General features: G+C 39.2%; 22 protein-coding genes. 16 read left to right on the top strand and 6 right to left on the bottom strand.

What is annotated here, in order from left to right; genetic code table 11:
• Positions 1-29: 29 nt before the first annotated feature.
• Entirely contained in the window at positions 30-908 is an 879-nt protein-coding gene (htpX, locus tag FCL54_RS11580; RefSeq protein ID WP_138126564.1) for a protease HtpX, read from the bottom strand.
• Between the two features lie 187 nt (positions 909-1,095).
• Here htpX and FCL54_RS11575 point away from each other — a divergent pair, with 187 nt between their 5' ends.
• Both FCL54_RS11575 and FCL54_RS11570 read left to right on the top strand, forming a co-directional pair.
• The gene (locus tag FCL54_RS11575; protein WP_138126562.1) at positions 1,096-1,851 is read left to right on the top strand and encodes a DUF1836 domain-containing protein; all 756 of its coding nucleotides are present in this window, start codon (positions 1,096-1,098) and stop codon (positions 1,849-1,851) included.
• 84 nt (positions 1,852-1,935) lie between these two features.
• Positions 1,936-2,298, top strand: coding sequence for a cupin domain-containing protein (locus tag FCL54_RS11570; RefSeq protein WP_138126856.1), 363 nt, complete (start codon positions 1,936-1,938; stop codon positions 2,296-2,298).
• Positions 2,299-2,339: 41 nt separating this feature from the next.
• Here the strand turns inward: FCL54_RS11570 and FCL54_RS11565 are convergent, their stop codons facing one another.
• Complete coding sequence (locus FCL54_RS11565; RefSeq protein ID WP_138126559.1) at positions 2,340-3,161, bottom strand: STAS domain-containing protein; 822 nt, start codon at positions 3,159-3,161, stop codon at positions 2,340-2,342.
• A gap of 379 nt (positions 3,162-3,540) precedes the next feature.
• Positions 3,541-4,284 carry a DUF4397 domain-containing protein gene (locus FCL54_RS11560; RefSeq protein WP_138126557.1) on the bottom strand — a complete coding sequence of 248 codons (744 nt, stop codon included), beginning with the start codon at positions 4,282-4,284 and terminating at the stop codon, positions 3,541-3,543.
• A gap of 129 nt (positions 4,285-4,413) precedes the next feature.
• Between FCL54_RS11560 and FCL54_RS11555 the strand changes: the two genes are divergently transcribed.
• From FCL54_RS11555 to FCL54_RS11525, 7 genes are all read left to right on the top strand, one after another.
• Positions 4,414-4,887, top strand: coding sequence for an NUDIX hydrolase (locus FCL54_RS11555; RefSeq protein ID WP_138126555.1), 474 nt, complete (start codon positions 4,414-4,416; stop codon positions 4,885-4,887).
• A gap of 274 nt (positions 4,888-5,161) precedes the next feature.
• Complete coding sequence (locus tag FCL54_RS11550; protein ID WP_138126553.1) at positions 5,162-6,100, top strand: C40 family peptidase; 939 nt, start codon at positions 5,162-5,164, stop codon at positions 6,098-6,100.
• A gap of 113 nt (positions 6,101-6,213) precedes the next feature.
• Positions 6,214-6,780 (top strand): sigma-70 family RNA polymerase sigma factor, encoded by a 567-nt coding sequence (locus FCL54_RS11545; protein ID WP_138126551.1) that lies wholly within the window; start codon positions 6,214-6,216, stop codon positions 6,778-6,780.
• Positions 6,781-7,473 carry a DUF4367 domain-containing protein gene (locus FCL54_RS11540; RefSeq protein ID WP_138126549.1) on the top strand — a complete coding sequence of 231 codons (693 nt, stop codon included), beginning with the start codon at positions 6,781-6,783 and terminating at the stop codon, positions 7,471-7,473.
• On the top strand, positions 7,470-7,898 hold the full coding sequence (locus tag FCL54_RS11535) for a hypothetical protein (RefSeq protein WP_138126547.1): 429 nt from the start codon (positions 7,470-7,472) through the stop codon (positions 7,896-7,898). Before FCL54_RS11540 ends, FCL54_RS11535 begins: the two co-directional genes overlap by 4 nt.
• Before the next feature lie 115 nt (positions 7,899-8,013).
• Positions 8,014-8,679: a Type 1 glutamine amidotransferase-like domain-containing protein gene (locus tag FCL54_RS11530; RefSeq protein WP_138126545.1), complete on the top strand. Its 666-nt coding sequence runs from the start codon at positions 8,014-8,016 to the stop codon at positions 8,677-8,679.
• Between the two features lie 18 nt (positions 8,680-8,697).
• The gene (locus FCL54_RS11525; RefSeq protein ID WP_138126543.1) at positions 8,698-9,444 is read left to right on the top strand and encodes a class I SAM-dependent methyltransferase; all 747 of its coding nucleotides are present in this window, start codon (positions 8,698-8,700) and stop codon (positions 9,442-9,444) included.
• Between the two features lie 82 nt (positions 9,445-9,526).
• Here FCL54_RS11525 and FCL54_RS11520 read toward each other — a convergent pair whose 3' ends face one another.
• Positions 9,527-10,159 (bottom strand): spore coat protein, encoded by a 633-nt coding sequence (locus FCL54_RS11520; RefSeq protein WP_138126541.1) that lies wholly within the window; start codon positions 10,157-10,159, stop codon positions 9,527-9,529.
• Positions 10,160-10,635: 476 nt separating this feature from the next.
• Here FCL54_RS11520 and FCL54_RS11515 point away from each other — a divergent pair, with 476 nt between their 5' ends.
• The 6 genes from FCL54_RS11515 to FCL54_RS11490 all read left to right on the top strand — a co-directional run bounded on the left by FCL54_RS11515 (position 10,636) and on the right by FCL54_RS11490 (position 14,416).
• Positions 10,636-11,139 (top strand): sigma-70 family RNA polymerase sigma factor, encoded by a 504-nt coding sequence (locus FCL54_RS11515; RefSeq protein WP_138126539.1) that lies wholly within the window; start codon positions 10,636-10,638, stop codon positions 11,137-11,139.
• Positions 11,132-12,145 (top strand): anti-sigma factor, encoded by a 1,014-nt coding sequence (locus FCL54_RS11510; protein ID WP_138126538.1) that lies wholly within the window; start codon positions 11,132-11,134, stop codon positions 12,143-12,145. Before FCL54_RS11515 ends, FCL54_RS11510 begins: the two co-directional genes overlap by 8 nt.
• Complete coding sequence (locus FCL54_RS11505; RefSeq protein ID WP_138126536.1) at positions 12,142-12,426, top strand: hypothetical protein; 285 nt, start codon at positions 12,142-12,144, stop codon at positions 12,424-12,426. Before FCL54_RS11510 ends, FCL54_RS11505 begins: the two co-directional genes overlap by 4 nt.
• Positions 12,427-12,859: 433 nt before the next feature.
• Entirely contained in the window at positions 12,860-13,063 is a 204-nt protein-coding gene (locus FCL54_RS11500; protein WP_138126534.1) for a hypothetical protein, read from the top strand.
• A gap of 73 nt (positions 13,064-13,136) precedes the next feature.
• Positions 13,137-13,466 (top strand): hypothetical protein, encoded by a 330-nt coding sequence (locus FCL54_RS11495; RefSeq protein ID WP_138126532.1) that lies wholly within the window; start codon positions 13,137-13,139, stop codon positions 13,464-13,466.
• A 23-nt stretch (positions 13,467-13,489) separates the two neighbouring features.
• Positions 13,490-14,416, top strand: coding sequence for an MBL fold metallo-hydrolase (locus FCL54_RS11490; protein ID WP_138126530.1), 927 nt, complete (start codon positions 13,490-13,492; stop codon positions 14,414-14,416).
• 67 nt (positions 14,417-14,483) lie between these two features.
• Here the strand turns inward: FCL54_RS11490 and tatC are convergent, their stop codons facing one another.
• Positions 14,484-15,221, bottom strand: coding sequence for a twin-arginine translocase subunit TatC (gene tatC / locus FCL54_RS11485; protein ID WP_138126528.1), 738 nt, complete (start codon positions 15,219-15,221; stop codon positions 14,484-14,486).
• Between the two features lie 36 nt (positions 15,222-15,257).
• Positions 15,258-15,458, bottom strand: a complete 201-nt coding sequence (gene tatA, locus FCL54_RS11480) for a twin-arginine translocase TatA/TatE family subunit (protein WP_138126526.1) — start codon at positions 15,456-15,458, stop codon at positions 15,258-15,260.
• A gap of 509 nt (positions 15,459-15,967) precedes the next feature.
• Here tatA and FCL54_RS11475 point away from each other — a divergent pair.
• On the top strand, positions 15,968-17,587 hold the full coding sequence (locus tag FCL54_RS11475; protein WP_138126524.1) for an alkaline phosphatase D family protein: 1,620 nt from the start codon (positions 15,968-15,970) through the stop codon (positions 17,585-17,587).
• The last annotated feature ends 152 nt before the right edge of the window (positions 17,588-17,739 follow it).

Here is a 17,739-nt window from a genome sequence, read left to right as displayed (position 1 = left end):
TTAATGGTTACAGGCTTTTTTGCTGTTGCTTATTTCATTTCTAATCGACTAATTCTATCATCTAAGTCAGGATGTGTAGAGAAAAGCATGCTCTTCTTCTTATTGTTAATTTTCAATGTAGAAATAGCCGTATCATTTTCTTCACTTATGCGATTTGTATATGCTTTTAAGGAACGTAGCGCATGGATCATTTTATCTTTTCCGGCTAAATCTGCTGCTCCGCGATCAGCATGAAACTCACGATAACGTGAATATGCGAATACTACAATACTGCCCAGTATCGAAAATGCAATTTGGAAAACGAGTACAGCAACAAAATGGACGATCGGTGCAATGTCTTCTCTGACAAACCTTGAAACAGCCCATGCTGCAATTCTGGCAAGGAATACAACAAACGTATTCACAACCCCTTGAAGTAGTGTCATCGTTACCATATCTCCATTCGCAATATGAGCAACTTCGTGTGCGATAACCCCTTCAATGGCATCATCATCCATCTCATGCAGTAAGCCTGCCGAAACAGCGACTAAAGAACGCTTCTTAGAAGGTCCTGTTGCAAAGGCGTTCACTTCAGGTGAATCATATATTCCAACTTCAGGCATATGAACTAAGCCAGCTGCTCGGGAAAGCCGATGAACCTTCTCAACAATCTCTCTTTCTCTGGAAGAAGAGCTGTTTTGATCTATAATGCGTACATTCATCATCTTTTTTGCTATCCATCTTGACATAGCGAGAGAGATAAATGAACCACTGAATCCGACGATGGCACTAAATACTAACAATGTTCCAAAGTCAATTCCGCCAGCTTGATTAATATAATTTCCTACTCCAAAAACCCTGAGAACAATACTGATTGTTACTAACACTAAAACGTTTGTTAGCAGAAAAAAGAAAATCCGTTTACCCATAATTTTCAATTCACCCTTTTTGAGTTCAAATGAACTTATGTTATGACCATATTATATAACGTTGATTAGAATAAGACAACGTTTTTTTCAGTAAACAATCGCATACACCTCGAACAATAATTGACGATTTTATAAGGAACAATTAGGATAAAAGAAATAGAGTAATTATTAGTAGGGGTTGATCAAGTTGGAAACATTCCAACTATCAAGGAAGCATCTGGCTGAACTTCTTTTAGCTCTAAGAGGAGATATTAAGAAGTCACCATTAAATGTTTTACAAGAAGCATGGGCAAGTTCACACCAGGAAGAATTGGATAAGAATAAAGCATTAACTGCTTTAATTGGTACTGAAATGCCATCTATCTTCCAGAAGTTAATAAAAGTAGATAGAAAAAAGGTCGGGTTTTCTATAAATGAAATCGTTGCTTTAGGGAACCAGATTGAATATACACATTTATCTTCAAGTGCCGTGCAAAATTGGGTGAAGCGCGATGTGAAAGCATTGATAGGTTCTCCGCAGTTAGGGAAAAAGTATACACTTGAACAATCTACAATACTGTTTATTGTAGAAGATTTGAAGTCTTCCCTTGATTTTCATTCCATCAGTAAAATCTTAACTATGATTTTCAGAAATCCGGCTGACCGTTCGGACGATATCATTGATCCGATCATTTTGTATAATGGCTATGCCGCCATTTTTGAAAAGATCCACCATACTATTATCAAAATAAATGATGGCAATCATCCTTTAAACAATCAGATCGAAAATTTCATTAAAGCTGAATCTGAAAAATTTATTCAAAACCTTACGATGTTAAGCAGTGAAGATCAAAAAGTTGTATTAAATACTTTGATCATTACTTGTTTGTCCGTGCAAACGACATATTATCAATCGACAACGAACAGACACTTAAATGCCGCCCTTTTTTCTTATGGCATTTAAAGTTTCTTATTATAAAGCGTTTTAGCTGGTATCCTATACTGCTGTAAAATGAAAGATAGCATATACATGAAAGGTGCGATCGATATGGAAAAAGTAAATGTGAAAGAAAAGTTTTCCCTTTTTAATGATCATTGGAATCCGAGAATTGCAGGAGAAGTGAACGATTCTCATATAAAGCTGGCCAAGCTTAAAGGGGAGTTTGACTGGCACCATCATGAACAGGAAGATGAAATGTTTTATGTAGTAAAAGGGGAACTTCTTCTCAAATTTAAGGATTCTGAGGATGTTTTACTAAAAGAAGGGGAGTTTCTTATAGTGCCAAAAGGGGTGGAACACAAACCGGTGGCGGAAGAAGAAGCACATGTTATTCTGATCGAGCCAAAGACAACCCTGAACACTGGTAATATAAAAAATGAACGCACTAGAGAAAACCTTGAAAGGCTATAGAGTTTATAATAATGAAAAAAGCTGTGTAGAGAAAAATTTCTCTAGCACAGCTCTTTTTCTTTAATTGCCTGATGAAGGCTGGCCCGAGTATCGAGGTTGCGAAGTTCGATTCCGAGATTGACCATGGTCTGGGCGATCTGAGGTCTCAGGCCGGTCAGAGTCGTTTTTACCCCGATAAGATCCAGGGAAGTAGCAACCTGCTCGATTTCCTTTGCTACCATCGTATCGACGATTTGCACACCCGACAGGTCAATGAAGAGATGGTTTAATTTTAAGTTAGTTGCTTTTTCCAATGTTTTCTCCATAATCACCTGGGCGCGATGGGTGTCGATATCACCTATCAATGGAAGTACAGCCACATCGTTTGTTATCGGCACAATGGGCGCTGAAAGTTCCATGAAAGCAGATTGTACTTCTTTTAAAACGGAAGAGTGGTGGGTAGCTGAAGCCATACACATTGTATGTAGGCCTTTATCGAGAGTGTCGTCTATCCTTATTGCAGCCTCAAAAACCATGTCCTGCGAAAGACTATACTCTGAGGAGATCTCCTTCAGCTGATTCCATATTTCCTTTCGATAACCGCTCGTATTTTGCATCGTTTTTTCAATTATCATTTCTAGATCCACGGTTTTTTTGGTGAAATTTTCAGCCCAATCTTCCATTCTCCTTTTTGCTTCCTCCACTCCTTCCGTAAGGGAATCTGCCAATACTTCAATTGCTTTACTTCTTGCCTGGATAAGGTCCTCTGTTGTTTCCTCATTAATATGGTCACCATTGTAAGCTGAAGAGCTGGTGATATTTCGGGCGATCTGTTCTTTTCTGGCATGTAGTTCCTGTGCGATTAGTTGCAAGTCACTTGCCATAGTATCCTTATCCTTTCTGTTATTTTTTCAACAGTACTTTGTTTCCCCTGTTGCTGGCTAACTAACCATGTAATTTATGGAAGATAGGAGTGGTTTGTTAATAGTAACTTTACTAGTTCGATAAAAGGAAGATTTTTTGGATATCCTGGAGGTTCAGAGAGGGGGTATCAGAGGTTCGGAGAGATTTATAAGAGGTTCGGGGAGTTTTATAGGAGGTTCAGAGAATTTCACCGGAGCTTCAAGAAGATTTATTAAATTTACAGAACTTAGGAGCGAGAAAGCCACCTAAATAAAAAAAACTCTCCCCATTAACGAAGAATGGGCAGAGTAAACTTTTCTTTTTCAATTCCTGGCAGAAACCTTGTTTTTCTTAACTCGTTTATGGTTTCAAGAACATCGCTTGAAGCTCTGGTGTTCCTTTAGCTAATCCAACTGCTACCGCTGTATATGCTTTGTTAGCTTTAAGCCTTACATTAGGAATAGTCAGAACTACGGTTTCGGTACCGGCGATGCGGACTTCTAGATCAACTGTTGTCGGATCTAATTTTAAATAGCGGGTTGCTTTTCCAAACGGTACATTGCGGAATAATACTTCTCCGCCTCTTACTGCAACATCGACTGCTGGAGCATCTGGGGAGAGGTGCCAGAAGCGAACCTTTGTCTTATTCCGAGGGACACTCTCTGTATCAAAAGCGGTAATAAGCTTAAGTTCTTCCAGCTTCCCGGCGGCGGCAACTGTATACATCTTTCCGGCTTCAACGCTTATCGTTTCAGTCAACACAGGCTGGTTTGTATTACCTGCCGGATAAATCTGGATCTGATAGCTTCCTTCCTGAAACGAAAAATAGTCGCTTTTTTCCTTAAAGGTAAGATCCCGTATCGCCCTTTGTCCGTTGATATACACATCAACTGCTGGAGCATCAGGTGAAGCATGGAATACCCGAACCATCGCATTGTAGGCTGCAGGTCTGTAGTAGCCTCCGGTCATCAACTGCTGCATGCAGTAAAAGTGTTTTTGATAATAATGAATATGTTTTGCTGGGTCGATATATTTATAATAGCTTGCCAACAAATCGTATTTTGCTGCTTTTTGAACGAGTTTGTCTGCAGAATGATATTTCATGTTCATTCTCCTTTCTTACAAATAACCATAAATAGCCTATGCAGGAGATTGACAAAGGAACATTGTCCGGAGGAAGGAAATTCAGGCTATGTAATGGAACTAGTAGAGAGACAACTGGAGGGGAATTGAATGTTTAAATTTACAATTTGTTTTATTAAGCAAGGGAATCGGATTCTGCTATTGAATCGAAACAAAAAGCCTAACATGGGCTTATGGAATGGTGTGGGGGGCAAAATCGAACCAGGGGAAACACCGGATGAAAGCATCGTAAGAGAAGTGAAAGAGGAAACAGGGCTGACGATAGGGAGATCTAAATACAAAGCTACAGTCAGATGGACAGTAGACGAAGAAGATCGTAACGGGATGTACGTTTATATTGTTGATTTATCAGATTGCAAAACACTGGAAACACCGCTCGTTATAGAAGAAGGAATTCTGGATTGGAAAGATATCGAGTGGATTTTTGATCCGAACAACATGGGTATCGTCAGCAATATCCCGTCTTTTTTGCAGGACCTTTTAAATGGTGCAGAAGATATGGATTACCATTGTTTCTATAAAAACGGAAAGCTTGAAGATGTAACTTCAGCTCAACTTGTTTAAAATTTTAGTGTATTTGTTTAAAAATTTTACCTAAAAAAAATAATAGATTAAGAAAAATTATGAAGAAGGACATAGTTGAGTTCTTCTTCTTTTTTGTTGATATGGCGGGCTTTGTTGTGGTTCGTGTCGAATTATTAGGACTCATATAGTAAAAAGGTATCTAATTTTGTTAAATCTTTGTAATTTGTTTAATATAGTCCTGTTACATTTATCCTGTAATATAGCAAGCGTTGAAAGAAATAGTTTAGAAATCATTTTATGGGGGAATAACAACATGTTTAAGAAAATAGTAGTAACAACAACTTTAGCAGGTGCGTTATTCATGGCACCAACAGCAGGAGAAGCTGCATTAGGAGATCAAACATTAACAAACGGAATGAATCATAGTGACGTTACAGAATTGCAAAATGTTCTAAGTGAAAAAGGATATTTTGATTACCATACAGCAACAGGATACTTTGGAGATATTACAGAAGCAGGAGTGAAAGAATTTCAAAGCGCTGCTGGCCTTACAGTCGACGGAATCGTTGGACCGCAAACAGTAGCGGCACTTGGAGGATCTTCTGTTCAAACAGCAACTAGCTCAAACGTTTCCAACAGCGGAACTTTAAGACAGGGGTCACGCGGACAAGCAGTATCAAGCCTTCAGTCTGCATTAAGTGAAAAAGGTTATTACAATTATTCAGTTGACGGAGTATATGGACCGGTTACTGCAAGTGCGGTACGAAGCTTCCAGAGCGATGCAGGGATCGCTGTAGACGGAATCGCTGGACAGCAAACATTTGCGGCACTAAACGGTTCAACAACAGCATCTGTCACACAATCAGCTCCAACAACATCTGTTAAAGCGGCATCAACCTCGATGTCAAGCGTGATCGAAACAGCTAAACGCTATATGGGCGTACCATACGTATGGGGAGGAACTTCACCATCAGGATTTGACTGCAGCGGATTCTTGCAGTACGCGTTCAAGCAAAACGGAATCAGTCTTCCAAGGACGGTAGCTTCCATGTGGGACGCGACAAGCAGAGTTTCAAGCCCGTCAGTCGGAGATCTAGTATTCTTTGAAACATACAAAGCAGGTCCTTCACACGCTGGTATCTACCTTGGAGACGGAAAATTTATTCACGCCAGCTCATCTCACGGAGTTACAATTAGTGACTTGAGTAACCCTTACTGGGCACCACGCTATCTTGGAGCGAAAAGAGTTTAATATAGAAATGAGAAGAGCAGTCATTATGGCTGCTCTTTTTAATTTTTTTAAGAATTACCTGCATTGTTTTGGATACCGTATTCGTCTATATATTGGAGTGAGGGGGGGAACAGATGGATAACTTGCAACGAATTGATTATTTATTACATACAAATGCTCTTGATGAGATGGGCAAAAATGAACTGATCTCTATTCTTTTGGATGAATACGGCAGCAAAATTGTCCGGCTCGCTTACATATACGTGAAAGACCAGGGGAAAGCGGAGGATATCGCGCAGGAAGTATTTCTTAAGTGCTATGAAAAGCTCGATCAATATCGCCAAGAAGCCTCCATAGAAACCTGGTTAAGTAAGATTGCAATCAATATTTGTAGAGATTATTTAAGAAGCGGTTGGTTTAAATATTTTGCCAGAGGAGTTATCGATACCTTTCCATATTTAAAACATAAAGAAACACCAGAGTTAAAGCTGATCGAGCAAATGGAAAATGAAAAATTGATGCAGGCGGTGTTTAGTTTGCCGCAGAAATACCGGGAAGTGATAATTCTTCATTACTATATGGAATACTCTACTAAACAAATAGGAGATCTTCTCGCAATCAAATCGGTATCTGTCCGTTCGCGCCTTGCACGGGCTCGCGAAAAATTACAAAAGAAGTTAGAGACGGGGGAGGGATCTTAAATGGAAGAAAAGTTAAAGGAGCTACCAGACATATACGGTAAAAGGACTCATAAACAATTAACTTTTACAGGGGAACATAAACGAAAAGTATTTGAGAGAATGCATCAGAAGACAGCCTTGAAAAAGAGTTATCGTTCCAAACCCCAGTTTGTGATCGGAATAGCAGCTTGTGTTTTGCTTTTCTTTAACGGCCTCCTTTTAAGTTATCCCTATTTCGAAAGTAGCAAAGAAACTTCCAGTAATGTAGAGAACAGTGCAGGCGATAATGACGGCCGGATCATTGGATTAAAGGCACTTCAAGAAAACATCACTACTTTAGAGCTGCCAGCAGTTGTTCCTGCAGGATTCATTCAAAAGGAAGCATACGGATTTTTGTTAAACCAATCAAACGATACTTCTAAAACGATTGCTATTATTCGTTATGAAAATGGAGAAGAATTTTTTCAAATCTATCAAGCTGATCCAACCGGAAAGCCGTCATTCAAACCGTCAGGAACAGTCAGGGGAGAAGGGCTCCACTCTATTTCAATCAATGGCAATAAAGGGGTATTAGTAGAGAAAAATAATAACGGACAAACAGAAATTGCATTCTGGAAAGATGGCATCTCCTTCTCCATAACCGGGACGCTAACTGGAAAAAAGCTTATGGATATAGCGGAATCACTTGAGTTAGTTAAAGGAGGGATCGAATGAAATACTTCCGATTGTTCCTTATATTGTTGGTCGTTGCCGGCTGTTCGAACAACAAAGAAGTTTCCGATCAGGTTATTTTTGAGAATGGCGAGCATAAAAAGCTGGAAAACTTTATTACCTTTATAAAGGATACGAGAGCAGGCAAGGCTGCAGCTTTAGAAATTATTATAAATGTGTCTCCCAATGCGATTACCCATCATTTAAAATCCGATAATGAAACCCTGACGTATGAAGGAGCAGCATCGAAGGAGAGTGTTTCGTGTGAGAGAATAGCTGTCTACGATTTTGCACCTACATATGTGTCTTATAATGTTACAGGGTGCGAAGGGAAACAGGAGGAAATCGAACTTCTAAAAACTACTCGTAGAGAATTGAAGGAAGCTGAAGAAAAAGCTGGTGTCTCAATCGAGCTAAATAAAGAATAGTCAAAACCTTAAAATCCGTCTACCATGGCGGATTTTGTTATGTGAAAAGGGAAAAGGCTTTTTGTATCGAATACTACATTCGGGTTAAAAAACAGGGGTAAGAAAAGGAGAAAAAATGAAAAGAGTCGTCTTGATTGGCGGGGGAGTTAACGGTGGGGATTTCTCTCCGGATCTTGAAAAAGAAATTGTGTCTTTAGTGAATAAAGAAACGGTTCATGCATTATACATACCTTTTGCAAGCGAAGACGAAAAAGGCGCATATGAGCGTTTCAGGAAGTTATATGAAGAGAAGCTAAATTGTAAAACAGATGTGATTTATTCTGAAGAAATGAATTCCACGTCCGCGGAAAAAAAAATTGCTTCTGCAGATCTTGTTTATCTTGGCGGAGGTAGTACGTTGAAGCTTTCAGAAGCATGCCGTCAAAATGGTCTGGATTTCTTACTCAGACAAGCCAGTAAACGTTCGCAGATGTTTGTCGGTTTCAGTGCAGGGGCAAATTACCTGTGCGATAGCGGCCTGAGTTATGAAGGCGAAAAAGGCTTTATACAGGTTGAAGGACTTGGGCTTGTGAGTGGATCCTGCTGTACGCATTTCAATTACGAGGACCGGGCAGATGCATTTAATAAGATGGTCAGCCTAAATGAAGAAGGAATAGGGATAACAGACCATTGTGCGGTTTCTTTTGTTGATGGACAGATAGCAGTGTTGAAGGATAGGAAAGAAGCGAAGGCATATAAGGTTTTAAGAAGAGGAGAAGAAATCGTCCAGGATGAGCTTTGATCAGTAAGGAGTGAAAAGATGAAGCAAAACATCTATGACAACAGGGAGTTCTTTGAGTATTACACGAATATGCGTGATACGGGAGTTACAGCTAACGATTTTATCGAGCAACCGGCATTAAAAGCATTACTGCCTGTTTTGAAAGGAAAGTCCATTTTGGATCTTGGATGCGGAGCGGGGGCTTTTGCAAAATATTGCATTGAACACGATGCTTTCCACGTAACAGGGATCGACATATCAAGCAACATGATCAATCTGGCAAAAGAAAAGAATCCGGATGAGAAGATTTCATATTTATGCAGCCCTTTTGAAGATCTGGACTTATCGGGAAACCAGTTTGACCTTGTCGTCAGTTCTCTTGCCATTCATTACATAAAAGATTACACATCCCTGGTGAAAAAAGTGAACGAACTTTTAAAGGATAACGGCCAGTTTATCTACTCCACGGAGCATCCGATTGTAACCGCACGAAAAGAGATGAATAACTGGGCTAAAGATAAGGAAGGAAACAAACTTCACTGGGCGCTCGATCATTATCAGGAGGAAGGGAAACGTGAGCAGCACTGGGTAATCGATGGTGTCATCAAATACCATCGCACTGTCTCTTCCCTTGTAAACGGACTGATCGATAACGGTTTTGCGTTAGAAAAAATGGTTGAACCTCAATCGACAGCAGAAGGATTAGAGAAAATGCCGAAGATCGTAAATGAAGAACGCAGGCCATCTTTTTTACTGCTAAAAGCGAGGAAGATAAATACAAATTGATAATAACTGAATATGGAAATTTAAGGTGAGGGAATAGAAGCCAGCAGTTTAGTTCATACTGGCTTCTTTCTTATTGATGCATTTATTGGTACATTTGGTCGCTTTGCCCAGCGACAGGATTTTGTCCCTGGTATTTATTAAGTGCCTGCTGTATCATCTCCTGGTTTTCAGGTACAACCTGGTATGTGGCTCCGATTTTGCCGACCATCGTCTGGTCTGCGGGTTCTAACGGATAGTATCCTTTTTCCACCATGTATTGCCACATATCATAAGCATGGCCGCAGCTCATCATAAAAGCTGTTTGGAGAAACGAACGCAAATCCGGATTGGCAGCTTCCATTGCAGAATAAGCATATTCACGCCCAGCGCGCTTTAGCGTTAATAAATAAGCAGTAGCCATTTCACGGTCGTTCATTTCCGTAACCTGTGTACGAGGTTGAACTGGAGGATACTGGCTGACAGGAGACATGGTATAATCAGTCAATCTTCCTTCTTCTTTAAACAAAGGAAGTTCTTTTGCAGCTCCTTCCATTTGGTTCAAAAATTCCACTTTCATGTTATAGTCACGAACATGGAACGGAAAATGCCTCTCTAAAAGGCTTTTTAGCTCTGCGTCCTGAACATGCTCAAGCATGTAAGCCATATTCGTGATCGAATTTACACAGCTCATCGTTAATTCATGAAGTTCGTGCAACTCATGTGCTGCTAATTTCATTCTCGATTCCTCCTAAAAGTAACTTCTTTTGTAACGATAATAATCTGCCCGTAATTTTGGGAATTATTAGCTGCTCTAAGAACATTTTTTACTTTATTCTTGGTTCAATAACGTTTAATCCCGTTTCGCCGAGCCTTATTCCCTGTTGGTTGAAACTTGTTCTTGGTTCATCGGCCATTATTCTTATTTCAGATTAATTTGTTCTTGGTTCAGGAAAATTTAATCGGGTTTCAGAGAGATTTATTCTTGCTTCGGGAGGGCTGTTAAATTTTCTCCATTAAAAAATCAAATTTACCTCTCTTATTTGTAGGGTGTTTTTGCAATTTTGTTGAGTGAGGACTGGCTGTAACGAAAATAGGAACATGTTGGTTCTGGCCCACAGTTATAGATGAAATGCTAAAAACACAATCTTTTTTTGAAAGAATTGAAACTTTTTGCCGACAATTTCGTTCTTTTTATGTGGGGGAGGGAGAACGTTGGAGTCGATCGAGGAAGTTTTTAAATTACATATGAATGATATTTATCGTTATCTGCTGTCTATGGCAAATAACGACTCCCACCTTGCAGAAGATATTTTGCAGGAAACATTTATTCGAGCATTTGTGGCCCTGGACCATTATGACAGTCAGCGGGTGAAGCCCTGGCTATTTAAAATTGCAAGAAATACTTTTATTGATTATTTAAGAAAACACAGCAGGGTCATCCCTACAGAAACGGCTTTTTTTGAAATTGCTAATATAGAAGAAGAAACACCGGAGCAAGCAGTCCTTGAACAGGAGAACTTAAGCAAAATTTTAGAGGTCATACATATGCTTCCCTATAAACAAAGAGAAGCGGTATTATTACGAGATTTCCATGCATTATCGTATCAAGAGGGAGCAGAAATAATGAATGTTAAGATGAATTCTTTCAAAACGTTACTATTCAGGGGAAGAAAGAATGCCAGGGACCAGCTAGAAAGGGGGAACGAGAATGACTAAGAAAGATAACAAGCTGCACGATGTGAACTTTGATTCTATTCTAAATGAAGCAAAACAGACATCAATCTTGAATAAAGGAAAACGGCAGGCAAGATGGCGTACGATTGTTATTACATTATTGATCCTGCTGATGATCACACCGGTTGCATTCCTTTCGACACTAATGTATTACTCTTTTGGAAATAAAGCAAATGATTATAGGGATGTTGTTATATCAACGTTTGCACTCACGGAGCCTAACGTCCTGATCGATCCGGATAAGGTGGATAACGTTATCCATCCATTCTTTTCAATCGATTACAAGATGGATCTACTAAAAACAGTCGGTGCAGAAAGAAAATGGATTGGAGAATATGATACTACTTTTACGATCAACAACTTAACGAAGCAGGACAAACGGATGATAACGGAAAAAAAGCCGGAAATACCTTTGTTGGAAAACCGGATGCTTTTTCATCCTGATGCTTTTATGCCTTATTCCCGCGAAGGATGGGATCAGTTAGAGAAGCTTCCTGAAGGAACTGTGTCGGAGGTTTACTTCTCTTTAACGGACACTTATAAGCCGGAAGAGGTAAAGGATCTTTTTAACGATTTTGACATTATGCTCTTATGGTATGCAGTAGACACAGGGCTAGACGGACAAATGAAAGACCCTTCTGGAGATAACGAAGGGGTATACTTACCGCCGATCGGCTACCCGGCAGGAATGCAGTCCAGTCCGAACGATCCTTTTTCAAAAGATGAATCAAATGAAAAACAGTTTCTTCAAGAATTGAAATTTATCCAGCAGCATGAAGAACTGGCTACAGACGTAGCGAGAGCGAAGACGTTAGCTCTGGAGGAGAGAATCGACTACTTAGATAAAAATGGGATTGCGGTATATGGAATCGTTGCAACCGGTCCTTCAAAAGAATTATTAAAGTTACGTGAACTGGAGGAAATAAGAGGCTGCAGGATAGGAAGTATTGATTTCTGGAATTGGAATAAGGAGAGTGGGAGCCAGTGAATCTAGATAGGAAAACATTAAAAGGCTTACCAGGCGCTTTTTCATTGGGAATGGGAATGATTGGCTTACTTTTAATAAATTTTGCTATCTGGTTTGATACGGATTTTCCAGGTCTTTTGAGTCCTGTTGAAGAAATTGCGGGAATATTCCTGGCTATTGTCGGCCTGTTTATGAAAGTGGATAAAAAAGTAGCGCTCGCAGGGTTGCTCGTGAATATTTTCTTGATCATTTTTGTGTTTTTAACCCTCATGTTGAGCTGGGGCATTAATCCGAAGCCGTAATAGTTTATCTATAAATGTTTTAAATTGAGACTGTTGATGGATGAGACTCCTGAAGTATCAAAGACCATGGGTAGTCAACTAATGAGCAAGGCAATCAGGGTGATAAATGAATGCATGGAAACCCGGGAAGTGTAATTATAGGTCATTGAATCCTCTATTTGTGAAAAAACACAACTTTTAGAGAAAAAGAGGTCATATGTTCCGCTATTTGCTAAAAACCTGAGCAATATAGGCGTGTTATCGGTAAATAACGGAACCGATGACCTATAATTTTTCAAAAATAAACATTTGTCACAAATAACGGAACAGATGTCCTCAAACAGTATTGGAATCCTGCAGAAAAATACCATATAGTTTTGGCCGTTCTTTTGAAACCTTTTTTCGATTTACTTCGTTTAATAAGTAAAAGAAAAAGGATATGGGTGGGTAAATTATGAAGATTATGTACGAAATGTTTGCTTCTAAATGGTTTGGCTTGCCGTTCATTCTGCTTCTTTTAGTTGGCGATTATGATCAACGAACGTTAATAGATGTTTTGGAAACAGTTTTTTATGCGTTTTCTTTCGCAGCATTCATTTCTGCGATCGTGAATTTGTCATTTATTAGAATGATTGAGGTTCTGATTAACAAACGGTAAGTCTGATGGTGGGAGAGACTGTTCTAACAAAGAATGGCTCTTTTTTTCTGGCTATAATAGGAAAGGGGATACAATGGCTATTTTTATCCTGATATTTTTTCTGACGATTATTTTAGGAATCGTAACTGCTGTTCAGGCATTTATCAGCAAATCTCCGTTGTTGTTCTTCGTTTCAGGATTGTTAATGTATATTGCCAGCTTTTTAGGCAGCATGTCGGTCGGACTGTATATCCTCGTGTTCCCGTTTATTCTGTGGATGCTTGCAATAGCCTATAAATTTCAACTATTGAAAAGAACGGTGAGAAATGTGGTTTTTAGCTTGATTGGTACAGTAGCATGGCTGTTTGCGATTTTGTTAGTTGATGACTACTGGCTTTTTTTGCCCTTCGTCTGGGTGTTTTAACTTGTTTTTAGGAGGATGGTATGATGAGCAGAGTGCATTCTAGTAACCATTTCAGCTTGGAAAAAGTTAGCGATGGCATTTATGCAGCTTTCGCGAAGGAAGGCGGAGGAGCAGTAGGGAACGCAGGATTCGTTGATCTTGGCGACAAGACGATCGTTTTTGATACATTTAACACCCAGCAGTCAGCTGAAGACCTTAAGCAAATGGCAGAGAGTATAACGGAGCGTCCTGTTTCTTGGGTCATAAACAGCCACTGGCACGGCGATCATGTTCGCGGCAATCAGGCATTTAATGAGAGCAATATTGTTTCGAGCGATAAAACCTTCAAGAATATGAAAGAAATTCATCCTGAAAGAATCAGCAAGCAGAAGAACGATCTAGCAGGCCTGCAAAATTACATTGAGACATTAGAGGAGAAGGCAAAGGAAACAAAGGAATCAAAGGAAACAAAGGATGAAAAAATTAACCTGCAGATTTCTTTTTTGCATGAAATAGAAAAATCGTTGCCCGATCTGCAACTGGTTCTTCCAAACTATACTTTTAAAGATGAATTTACGATTTACGGGTCAAAAAGGTCTGCCCGGCTGTTTACTCTGGGAGGAGGCCATTCCATTTGCGATTCGATGTTATACATACCAGAGAACAAGACCATGTTTTCAGGAGATCTTGTAGCTGTTGATACCCATCCCGCCTTGTTTGAAGAATCTAACCCAGAAGAATGGCTTGCGATCTTAAACAAGTTGAAGGAAATGGAAATCGAGACTATTATTCCGGGGCATGGGCCTGTTGGAAACAAACAAAACGTTTATGAGATATTTAATTACATAAAGCATTTGTTAAAGGCAGTAAGTGAGAGTAGTGAAGGAAACGTATTGCCTGAAAATTATAAACGGTGGTTGTCACCAGAAATTTATCAGCAAAATATTAAAACTATTAGTTTAAAGGATTAAAATAGGCCAATAAGAAAGGAAGAAGGCGTGCAAACAGTATATTGGTTACACGCCTTTAGCAATTCAATTAACTTTTTAAGTTACTATGCAAAAAGTTTTCTTTTCTTAACTTTTTACGGTATACCACTCTGGAAAGCGTAATGCTAACTTCATAAAGCAGCAGCAACGGAACCATTACAAGAAAATCTGATATAAAGTCAGGAGGCGTTATCAAAACTGCAGTAACGATCAGAATAAAATATGCAATCTTTCTAGTCTTAGCTAATCTTGCAGGATTAAGGATGCCGAGACTGGTGAGAAAAAGGATAACTGCAGGCAGTTCAAATAACACCCCGAACGGAAAAGTGAGATTGATCATAAAACGAAAGTATTTTTCAGTTGTGTAAAATGTTTCAAAATGTCCAGTAGACATATTTTGCATGAAAGAAAGTACGGTTGGAAAAACGATCATATATCCAAAACCTATCCCTGTTAAAAATAAAATAAAAAGCGATGGGATAAGAAGCAACGTAGATTTTCTTTCATTAGGATCCAGTGCAGGCAAGACAAATTTCCAGATTTGATATGCTGCTATAGGAATCGTAAAAGCTATTGCAAACACGCCTGAAATTAAAAAATAGACCCAAAGAATATCGGCTGGGCCCAGAATCGCCAGTTTGTCCTCTAGATCTTTGATTAAAAATTCATATATGTTTTCTACATACACAAAAAAAACGATGAAAAATATCAAGAAAAATCCAGTGGTAATGATCAGTCTTCTCCTTAACTCCTCAAGATGTTCAGCCAAATAAAGGTCTCTGTCCATGTTTCTTATTCACTCCCCAAGTAACAAGATGTTTTCTTAAGAAGCACTGTTTCTTTTATCATCCTCTTTTGGGAGTTCCTTTTCAGTAGATACAAGATCATTTGTAGCTCGCTTGAATTCTTTTAACGTATTTCCAAAAGCCTTACCGATCTCTGGAAGTTTTGATGGTCCGAAAATAATAAGCGCAATGACTAGAATTAATATCAATCCAGGAATTCCAATGTTACCAAATGGCATAATACAACCTCCTAAATTTTTTTAGAATCGCTGCAAGCTTCCACAGAAATTCTGATTCCATTACATCTTACTGATTTTCTATTAATCTATTGTTAATAAAGTTTATATTGTTGGCTAGTTGAGCAAAAATAAGATAAATGTCATTTTTATCCTTGTGAAAACATACTACTATAGACCTTAACATAATAAGAATTTAAAGCTGGTATGATGTGTTACCCCAATTTCCAACATCTTTTGTACTAAATTATTGAAAAGCTATTTGTTAATTTTGTGAAATTAATGTCAATTTATGGACATGGAGGTTATTATTTTTTAGGAAAAAGCACCCGGTCACTTATGACTGAGTGAGTAATATCGTTGATTCTTAGACTGGGCGACTTATAGAAAAAGGCTTAAAAACAAGACTAAATAACTGATTATTCCTTTGAATACATATTTTTACTGTAACGAAATATTTCCTTTACATTTTATGGCTACAATTGGGCTTGAAATATAAAGGAGGGCTAAAAATGAAAAGAAGCGATCAATTAGGGGACAAGTTTAATCGGCGGAATTTTATTAAGAGATCCGGTAAAGCTGTAGGGGTAGCACTCGGTGTTACAATCGCCAATTCACTTCCAGTTGATTTGGCATCTGCTGCGAAATCTAATTTTCAATCTTATCCATTTACATTAGGAGTAGCCTCTGGTGATCCTTTGCCAGATGGTGTCGTTTTGTGGACGCGTCTTGCTCCGGATCCGTTGAATGGAGGGGGGATGCCTTCCCATCCTTTTCCCGTCCAGTGGGAAGTTGCGTTAGATCAAAGTTTTAAGAATGTTGTCCAGAGAGGAACAGAGCTTTCTAAACCCAATCTTGGCCATTCAGTCCATATTGAAGTTAATGGGTTGAACCCATCGACATGGTACTTTTATCGATTTAAAGCTGGTCCGGAACTCAGTCCGGTAGGAAGAACCAAAACGGCACCTCCGTTCCACGCAAATGTAGAACAGGTCAAATTTGCTTTTGCTTCTTGCCAGCTATGGACGGCAGGATATTATACAGCCTATCAGCATATGGCAAAGGATGATCTGGACCTGGTTATACATTTAGGAGACTATATTTATGAAGGGACGCATAACTCGAATGGTGTGAGGCCGATCGATAAGGAGTACCCGGAAGTTTATACTATAGAGGACTATCGCAATCGATATGCGTTATACAAGCTTGATAGTGATTTACAGGCTGCACATGCAAATTTCCCGTGGCTTGTAACACTTGATGATCATGAAATCGATAATAACTGGGCAGATGAAGTTCCACAGGACCCAGACAAACAATCACGGGAAGACTTCTTAAGAAGAAGGGCCGTAGCATTTCAAGCCTACTATGAACATATGCCGTTAAGAAGGACATCTTATCCTTCCGGAATCGACATGCAGTTATATAGAAGAGTATCCTTTGGAAATCTAGTGGAATTTAATATGCTTGACACCCGCCAATACAGGGATAACCAGGCGAATGGGGATGGATGGGACAGTCCAACACCTGAATCGATGGACCCTAACAGAACAATTCTTGGAAGTGAACAAGAAAAATGGTTGCTTGAAGGCTTGAAGGCTTCTTCTGCTAAATGGAATGTTCTTGCCCAGCAGGTTTTCTTTGCACGGCGTGATTATGGATTTGGCCCAGAAGCAGAACGCTACAGTATGGATGCATGGGATGGTTATCCTGTAGCGCGCCAGCGTATTTTAGACTTTTTAAGCACTAATAATGTAAGCAACCCTGTTGTTTTGACAGGTGACGTTCATTCTAACTGGGCAAACGAGATAAAAGCTGACTTTGATAATCCAGATTCTAAAAACGTTGGTGTCGAGTTTGTAGGAACTTCTATCACATCTGGTGGAGATGGGTCTGATCGGAGAAATAATACGGCAGAAGTATTGGAAGAAAATCCGCATATTAAGTTTTTTAATAATCAGCGTGGATATGTACGTTGTACAGTTACTCAAAATAACTGGCAGGCAGATTATGTGATTGTTCCATATGTAAAGAAACCGGGTGCTCCTATGGAAACACGTGCTACTTTAACGGTGGAAGATGGTAACCCATCTTTACATATAAGAAAGGAGAAGTCCCCAGTGTCTGTATAAAAAAACGAACGAACCCCATGCCAGACGTTCGGCACGGGGTTCGATTTATCTTTTAGGGTTTAGGGGGATGAAGATGGGGTTTCATCTTCAAAACCTATTCTAGCAAACAATCATGATGAAATTGATATTATGAGAGACTTTTGATAATGTTT

It is taken from the genome of Exobacillus caeni (genome assembly GCF_005747095.1).
In the GTDB taxonomy this organism is placed as follows: domain Bacteria; phylum Bacillota; class Bacilli; order Bacillales; family Guptibacillaceae; genus Exobacillus; species Exobacillus caeni.
Note: the sequence above shows the minus strand (reverse complement) of the source record. Positions and strands in the feature narration are given on the sequence as shown.

What these genes read in the sequence shown, in the direction of transcription:
- FCL54_RS11570 (WP_138126856.1), top strand. Translation starts at nt 1,936, where the DNA reads ATGGAAAAAGTAAATGTGAAAGAAAAGTTTTCCCTTTTTAATGATCAT.
- FCL54_RS11500 (WP_138126534.1), top strand. Translation starts at nt 12,860, where the DNA reads ATGAAGATTATGTACGAAATGTTTGCTTCTAAATGGTTTGGCTTGCCG.
- FCL54_RS11555 (WP_138126555.1), top strand. Translation starts at nt 4,414, where the DNA reads ATGTTTAAATTTACAATTTGTTTTATTAAGCAAGGGAATCGGATTCTG.
- FCL54_RS11545 (WP_138126551.1), top strand. Translation starts at nt 6,214, where the DNA reads ATGGATAACTTGCAACGAATTGATTATTTATTACATACAAATGCTCTT.
- FCL54_RS11510 (WP_138126538.1), top strand. Translation starts at nt 11,132, where the DNA reads ATGACTAAGAAAGATAACAAGCTGCACGATGTGAACTTTGATTCTATT.
- FCL54_RS11525 (WP_138126543.1), top strand. Translation starts at nt 8,698, where the DNA reads ATGAAGCAAAACATCTATGACAACAGGGAGTTCTTTGAGTATTACACG.
- FCL54_RS11475 (WP_138126524.1), top strand. Translation starts at nt 15,968, where the DNA reads ATGAAAAGAAGCGATCAATTAGGGGACAAGTTTAATCGGCGGAATTTT.
- FCL54_RS11535 (WP_138126547.1), top strand. Translation starts at nt 7,470, where the DNA reads ATGAAATACTTCCGATTGTTCCTTATATTGTTGGTCGTTGCCGGCTGT.
- FCL54_RS11565 (WP_138126559.1), bottom strand. Translation starts at nt 3,161, where the DNA reads ATGGCAAGTGACTTGCAACTAATCGCACAGGAACTACATGCCAGAAAA.
- FCL54_RS11530 (WP_138126545.1), top strand. Translation starts at nt 8,014, where the DNA reads ATGAAAAGAGTCGTCTTGATTGGCGGGGGAGTTAACGGTGGGGATTTC.
- FCL54_RS11560 (WP_138126557.1), bottom strand. Translation starts at nt 4,284, where the DNA reads ATGAAATATCATTCTGCAGACAAACTCGTTCAAAAAGCAGCAAAATAC.
- FCL54_RS11495 (WP_138126532.1), top strand. Translation starts at nt 13,137, where the DNA reads ATGGCTATTTTTATCCTGATATTTTTTCTGACGATTATTTTAGGAATC.
- tatA (WP_138126526.1), bottom strand. Translation starts at nt 15,458, where the DNA reads ATGCCATTTGGTAACATTGGAATTCCTGGATTGATATTAATTCTAGTC.
- FCL54_RS11520 (WP_138126541.1), bottom strand. Translation starts at nt 10,159, where the DNA reads ATGAAATTAGCAGCACATGAGTTGCACGAACTTCATGAATTAACGATG.
- FCL54_RS11550 (WP_138126553.1), top strand. Translation starts at nt 5,162, where the DNA reads ATGTTTAAGAAAATAGTAGTAACAACAACTTTAGCAGGTGCGTTATTC.
- FCL54_RS11540 (WP_138126549.1), top strand. Translation starts at nt 6,781, where the DNA reads ATGGAAGAAAAGTTAAAGGAGCTACCAGACATATACGGTAAAAGGACT.
- FCL54_RS11490 (WP_138126530.1), top strand. Translation starts at nt 13,490, where the DNA reads ATGAGCAGAGTGCATTCTAGTAACCATTTCAGCTTGGAAAAAGTTAGC.
- htpX (WP_138126564.1), bottom strand. Translation starts at nt 908, where the DNA reads ATGGGTAAACGGATTTTCTTTTTTCTGCTAACAAACGTTTTAGTGTTA.
- tatC (WP_138126528.1), bottom strand. Translation starts at nt 15,221, where the DNA reads ATGGACAGAGACCTTTATTTGGCTGAACATCTTGAGGAGTTAAGGAGA.